General features: G+C 40.7%; 8 protein-coding genes. All 8 read right to left on the bottom strand.

From position 1 onward, the window contains the following. Positions 1 to 131 precede the first annotated feature (131 nt). Positions 132 to 560, bottom strand: a complete 429-nt coding sequence (locus AB1397_06805) for a type II toxin-antitoxin system VapC family toxin (GenBank protein MEW6482686.1) — start codon at positions 558 to 560, stop codon at positions 132 to 134. Further along, the gene (locus AB1397_06800; protein MEW6482685.1) at positions 547 to 750 is read right to left on the bottom strand and encodes a hypothetical protein; all 204 of its coding nucleotides are present in this window, start codon (positions 748 to 750) and stop codon (positions 547 to 549) included. Before AB1397_06800 ends, AB1397_06805 begins: the two co-directional genes overlap by 14 nt. Before the next feature lie 2 nt (positions 751 to 752). Continuing rightward, a complete protein-coding gene (locus tag AB1397_06795; protein MEW6482684.1) occupies positions 753 to 3215 on the bottom strand; it encodes a right-handed parallel beta-helix repeat-containing protein in 2463 nt (820 codons plus the stop codon). 25 nt (positions 3216 to 3240) lie between these two features. Further along, positions 3241 to 3633, bottom strand: coding sequence for a PaREP1 family protein (locus tag AB1397_06790; protein MEW6482683.1), 393 nt, complete (start codon positions 3631 to 3633; stop codon positions 3241 to 3243). Further along, positions 3630 to 4010 (bottom strand): PaREP1 family protein, encoded by a 381-nt coding sequence (locus tag AB1397_06785; GenBank protein ID MEW6482682.1) that lies wholly within the window; start codon positions 4008 to 4010, stop codon positions 3630 to 3632. The genes AB1397_06790 and AB1397_06785 overlap by 4 nt, the downstream gene beginning before the upstream one ends. Before the next feature lie 93 nt (positions 4011 to 4103). Beyond that, positions 4104 to 4430, bottom strand: a complete 327-nt coding sequence (locus AB1397_06780) for a retroviral-like aspartic protease family protein (protein MEW6482681.1) — start codon at positions 4428 to 4430, stop codon at positions 4104 to 4106. Beyond that, positions 4430 to 4657, bottom strand: a complete 228-nt coding sequence (locus AB1397_06775) for a hypothetical protein (protein MEW6482680.1) — start codon at positions 4655 to 4657, stop codon at positions 4430 to 4432. The genes AB1397_06780 and AB1397_06775 overlap by 1 nt, the downstream gene beginning before the upstream one ends. 156 nt (positions 4658 to 4813) lie before the next feature. Further along, on the bottom strand, positions 4814 to 5002 hold the full coding sequence (locus tag AB1397_06770) for a DUF6722 family protein (protein ID MEW6482679.1): 189 nt from the start codon (positions 5000 to 5002) through the stop codon (positions 4814 to 4816). Positions 5003 to 5102 lie beyond the last annotated feature (100 nt).

Here is a 5102-nt window from a genome sequence, read left to right as displayed (position 1 = left end):
ACCCATTCCATTTACTCTAGCACCCTGTCCAAGCTTTAGGAAGGCAAAAGCGGTTTTGCCGGCTTCCTTAGCAAAGCTCACGCTCCCTACTAACCCTAAAACTGCTACCAAAAATAGCTTTTTCATCCTCTTTACCTCCTGATTTCAAATTCAAAATTCCTTAATAGCTTAACAAATGATAAATCCCTAACCTTGGTGTATAATCTTTCATCCGCGGTAATAAATTCAAAACCAAGCATATCAGCCAATGAGACATAAAATGCATCATAAAAACTAATCTTTCTTTTAAACATCAAAGCAATTGGTGGATGAACAATATTTGGAAGGGGAGCTACTATTTCCAAGCCCAAATCATACAATCTCTGAATACTTTCATGGATTTCATCTTCAGAAAAACCACCACTCATCTTTAAAACATTTGATACCTCATAAATCAAAAGGCCTGGCATAATCAACACAAACCTTCCTCTGATATGACCGTCCATTAAAGCCTTTGCTTTCTTGGTATCATCCTCTTCAATAAACCATTTAACTATCACTGAGGCATCAAGGATGTACACCCCTTTCCCTCCATTTCCTGATTTCCTCAACGCTCTTAAATCCCTCTATTCTTCTGGTTAGCCTATTTATTGCCTTTCCTGCCTCTTTCATCTTTTCCCTTTCAGATATCCTTCCTCCCACTAATATCTCAAGCCTTCGTTGCATAAGACCAAGTTGTTCAAAGCCAATCTCTTTTTCTAAAACTTCCATCTTTATTTCACAATTCCAATTTTTCCTACCTTCTTTCCTCCACCTCCACCGGTGATACAATAGATATAGACGCCAGAGGCGATGTTTTTGTTTTGGAGGTCCCATCTTTGTGGGCATTCGGTTACCTCTATTTCCTCTACTAGTTCACCGGCAATGTTGTAGATTTTAATGATTGAGCCTTGGCTTATTTTGTCAAACCAAATATACCTTCCTCCCTGCCTTGGGTCATTTATCTTCCAAGGATTTGGATAGCAATAGGCATCATCATTTTTTGGGGTAAAGGTTATGGTTGGGGTTCCTCCTAGGGTAAAGGTTGAGAAATGGGGAGGATGAGCAAAGACAAGGTTATCTGTGCCATTGTGATAGGTAAATAAAGGTATCCAGGTTCCATTTTCCAGAAGGTAAATAGTAAGGTTTTCTTCTTTTATCTTTGTGTTATCAACCCAGCCATTATTATCTCGGTCAGGATAAGAAAGGGTTATGGTTACCGAGCCTGGCAAGGATCGGGTTCCAAATGGATTATTGTTTTCATCCTTAAGCTCTATTGTGTAGACAATCCCAGCAAATTCAATGCCAGAAGGTAGAGGTGTTGGGATTGTGGTTGAAGTAGAAAGAGAAACCGTAACATTGGCTGTTCCCAGCGTTCCTGAACCAAACTCTATCTTTGCGCTTTCGGTTCCTCCAAAGGTTATTGTGCCTTGATTTGTGTTTAGATAAACTGTAATTGTAGCTATTCCTGTTATTGTTTGATAGGTTACCGTAATTGTGTCAATTCCTCCATTGGGTGATGTAGTAATGGTTGCCTCAAATGTCCTGCTTCCTGAAATTAAATTGATTGTGGTTGGGGATATGGAGTTTGTGGTGTTGATTAAAGTAGCTGTTCCCGTGGTAGTTGTTGTATTGTCATTTTTATCCTTTGCCACAATGGTTAAGCTAAAGGTAGCATTAGTGGTTGTGGTTTCTGGTAAGGTAAGGGTAAGATAAGCAATTGCTCCTGGTTCTACAGTAATGGTTATGGTGGCTGACAGAGTAGTTACTGTGCCGGTTATTGTGTATGTGCCTATTTTGGTAAATGTTCCTATGAGGGTAGCTGTCCCCTGTTGTGTTGTAGCGGTTCCAATGAATGGATTGTAGCTAAAATAAACCATTGTTCCATCAGCCACTGGGTTGTTGTATTGGTCAGTTACATAGGCAGACAGGGTTGATGTGCCATTATCGGCATTGATGGTAGATGGATCTGCCGTAAGGGTTATCGTGGCAGGAGGGCCGGGGATTATAGTAAAGGTTGTGGTGGCAAAGAGGCCATTGGTTCTTGCGGTAATTATTTTTGTGCCTAATTCTTGGGTATCTACGATAAATGTAGTTGAGAATGTGCCATATTCGCTTGATATGGTTGTGGTTATGGTTTGGGTTGTGCCGAAGTCAATTGCTATCGTTGTCTCGGTAGCTAAGGTGTTGCCTTTGATTGTCACAGCTTGTCCAACTTCGCCTGAGGTGGGAGAGAGAAACCTTATCTGGAAGAAATCAAGCGTAAATTCATAGGCACCCAGATCAACAATGCGAATTATCCTTGGGTTTCCATCCTTGTCAGTGGTTGGAATTGCTGGGGCTGTGTTTGAGCCTGCATCAATGCAGGGAGAAAGGGTGCCAATGCGATAATCAGAATCGGCAAATTGGGGGTTGGCACAGATGTCGTGTGTTCCGGTTCCGACGCCAAAATAATTTCCCAATGAATTATTCCAGACATCGTTGTAGTCAATAATGGGATTACCAGAAGCTTTGTAGATGCCATATTCGCCATTATTTACAATAATATTATTGGTGATATTTGGGGAGGAGTTGATGTCGCAGGAGATGCCATGCGTGCCATTCTCCACTATGGTGTTATTGGTGATGTCTGGGGAGGAGTCGTAGCAGTAGATGCCATTGCTATTCTCTGCTATGGTGTTATGGGTGATATTTGGGGAGGAGTTGTCGCAGTAGATGCCATCATTGCTATTCCCCGCTATGGTGTTATTGGTAATGGTTCCCGAGGAGTCGTTGCAGAAGATGCCAAAGGTATTCCCCGTTATGGTGTTATGGGTGATGGCTGGGTTTGCACTATTTGTGTCACGTATTCCATTACCATATGGATAGGTTGCAGTTGCCCCGGTTATGGTAAAGCCAGTGATTGTGCCACCGGCATGGTCAAAGGTTACTGTGTTTGTATCGCCAAGCCCAGAGGCTGTGATTGTGCAGGCACTTGCCCCTCCTGTTCCCATTAAGGTGATATTTTTATTTCCGATATAGAGCGCCTCATTATAGGTTCCGGGATGAACATAGATTGTATCGCCAGTGGTTGCCGCATCTATTGCTGAGTGAATCGTCCCATATTGCGATGGCACATACAAATCCGCTGACTTTGCCTCCTGACCCCAAATTAGCCCTAAAACTACCAAACTTAAGATTTTCTGTCGAGTAGACATCTTTTCAACCTCCTATCCCCTCACCTTAATCCTCTCCCAACTGGGGAGAGGGAGGGTGATTTGACAAAATATTGTCTATAATTTTTAAGAATTTTTCAAGGCAATGAAAATTAACTTCTACAGTTTCGACATCCATATCCCCTTCATAGAAACCCGTGCGATGAAGCGCTTCTCCGCAACTTTCTCCATGCACTATTTCTTCATTGTTATATTTTTTAGCAAGCTGGGTAGCTGTCTTTCCAAAATCTTTATGATATTTTATTTCTGGATTGACTGCTTTTAATGCCGCCATTACACATCCCCAACCTTTCTCACAAGCCTCTCTTAATAACATCTCGTTCCCGGTAGCCTTATATCTTTTAAGCTCAAGTTTCCCTTCTTTCAAAAACCCCTCGGCTAGTGCTAATCTTTTATTCATTTCTTTTCCTCTTTATTTGTTAAGATTTGTTTTATTTTATCGCAAAATAACTTTACTTCAAAGGCATCATCTCTTACCTCTCTTTCAGTGAGCCAACCTTCATAAAAATTCATATGTAGGGCACTGGCTAAACTGAATTGTTTTCTTATCGCCGGCTCTTTTATCTCCTCAGCAAGCTCATCGGCTGCTTTAAATAGCCAGATATGCCCATTGTGCTGTATGCCCTTATACTCTGCCCATGCCTTTAATATTTGGGCAGATGCTCCCCAGTATTTCTCAGATGCCTGGCAAAGCTCTCCTTTTTTAAACTCTTTTTCAGCCTGCGTTATGTATCTATCCGCCTTTTCTATATATCGCTTTACCTTAAGATTGTTCATTTTTAATCTTTAAATATTACCTTCCCTATGCATTATTTATCAAGAAAAATTTATAGCCCATAAATCCTGCTCTTGCCCCTTGGGTTAGAAAACTTAAGCCCCAAAACTACCATCTACCAGGCTTTCTTCAGGCAAATTATGGCAGGCAATCTTTATATTTTCAACCTTTTTGCCCAAGGCAGATATGCTTTCAACTATCACTAGCGGAGCAAATTCTATCCCGCTTCCCGTGACCATCCGCACTGTTTCTTTTGTCCGAGCAGGGTCGCAACCAACAGCAATGGCGATATTCCAGGGAATTATGGTTAGGGTACAGCCTGTATCAAGAGCCATCTTTAGAAACCTTGTTTTTATAGCTTTTATCTCTACATCCAGAACAATTAAGCCTGAGCGAGAATCTATAATTAACCCTTTATTCATTAGAACATTGCCACATAGTCTTTTGGTATCTCTCCCGCATACTCTATGGCAATTTTATCCTCCTCTTTTGTCTCTAAAAGCTTCTCATAAATATCAGCTTTCCTGTTGGAGTGGGCAATGAGAATGCCCTTTGTTGGCTTTTGCAAATCATCTGTCTCAACCTCTCCCAGCAATAACCATTCTCCCCAGTACCTTTTTCTCAAATCCTCTATACTTTCTTGTTCCATTTTTCCTCCTTATATTTTATAAAATTATTTAGAAACCTTTGTTTTCTCTTTCTTATGCTCTTGATAATAAATATAGAGAGCAAAACCAATTGCCATTAAGGCTCCACAACCAAGCACCATTATAAGATTATACCACATTATTATTCACCTCCTTCTTTATCTAACCAAAAAGCAATGATTACAAAAATGGATGTTGTGCAAACCTACAGCGATAAGGAGAAGGCTAGCGGCTTCTTTTGAAATAATAGAGCCAATTATAAAACCTCCAAAACTTAACTTACCAATATCATAAAAGAATTTAGAAAGATTGTACGTGTGTAGCTTCTCTCTTAACCAAATTACCATAGCCGTTGTTTAGCTGTCCTATATACCTAGGCACAAAGGGACAAAGGCACAAAGAAAGCAAGTAATAAATAAACTCTCTCGTCTTTGTGCCTCTCTGCCT

Source organism: bacterium (genome assembly GCA_040756715.1).
Classification (GTDB): Bacteria; UBA9089; UBA9088; order UBA9088; family UBA9088; genus JBFLYE01.
The sequence above is the reverse complement of the archived record's forward strand: the minus strand, read 5'-3'. Positions and strand labels throughout refer to the sequence as shown.